The organism is Peribacillus sp. P4_C12 (genome assembly GCF_056402095.1).
The window spans coordinates 1-789 of the sequence record NZ_JBFUIB010001038.1 but is presented as its reverse complement, the minus strand read 5'-3'; the positions used below and the strand labels follow the sequence as shown (position 1 = coordinate 789).

Annotated in this window: 2 protein-coding genes; one reads left to right on the top strand and one right to left on the bottom strand. The window is 36.2% G+C overall.

The genetic code is table 11. The annotated features are described in order from the left end of the window. Positions 1-27: 27 nt before the first annotated feature. A complete protein-coding gene (locus tag AC1DUW_RS31110) occupies positions 28-387 on the bottom strand; it encodes a nucleotide pyrophosphohydrolase (RefSeq protein WP_053346760.1) in 360 nt (119 codons plus the stop codon). Positions 388-555: 168 nt separating this feature from the next. Here AC1DUW_RS31110 and AC1DUW_RS31105 point away from each other — a divergent pair. After that, on the top strand, positions 556-789 hold a 234-nt coding region (locus AC1DUW_RS31105), incomplete at its 3' end, for a YitT family protein (RefSeq protein ID WP_477644486.1).

The window sequence follows — 789 nt, the reverse complement described above, 5'->3', positions numbered from 1 at the left end:
CGAGGTCCAGCTACAATCACTCTTACTTTACTCATCTTTTACTTCCCCCTCTACATTCTCTTCTTTTTTTGTCCATCTGTCTTTATCACGTGTTGCAAACTTATGCATGACCGTATCGTGCGAGCTTTGAAGGTCAATACCAAGTGAATTAGCAAAACAAATTAGCACAAATAGCATGTCACCCAATTCCTCTTCAACCGTATTCTCATTTTCAGTTGATTTCTTAGGTTTTTCACCATGGTAATGATTGACTTCTCTAGCCAGTTCACCAAGCTCCTCTGACAAGCGTGCTAGCATAGCCAAAGGGCTGAAATATCCTTCTTTGAATTGTCCTATGTATTGGTCGACTTCTGCTTGCATTTGTTGGATCGTCTTTTGCTTTTCCATTTAGTCACCCATTCTTGATTTTCGTTAATAAACATTATACCTTCTTTATGTTAGCTAAAAGTGAATCATATGACAACAGATACGTTCGGTAACAACAATTGCCCATAGTTGGTTAATTAGTTATAATAAGTAAATTAACCGCATTCAAACGTTTTGGAGGTAAAAGTCATGCTTTTCGGCTTAAAATTGAAAAACACTATATTTATCCTTTTTGGAGCTGGAATCTTCGCATTTGGCCTCGTACATTTTAACATGCAAAATAACTTGGCAGAAGGCGGTTTCACTGGTCTCACCTTGATTATATATCAACTTATTGGGATAAATCCTTCTTATTCTAATTTGGTTTTAAATATCCCCTTATTCTTAATAGGGTGGAAATATTTAGGACGGACTTCTTTTTTT

Excerpts from the sequence above, each read along its gene's own strand:
- AC1DUW_RS31110 (WP_053346760.1), bottom strand. The coding sequence starts at position 387 with ATGGAAAAGCAAAAGACGATCCAACAAATGCAAGCAGAAGTCGACCAA.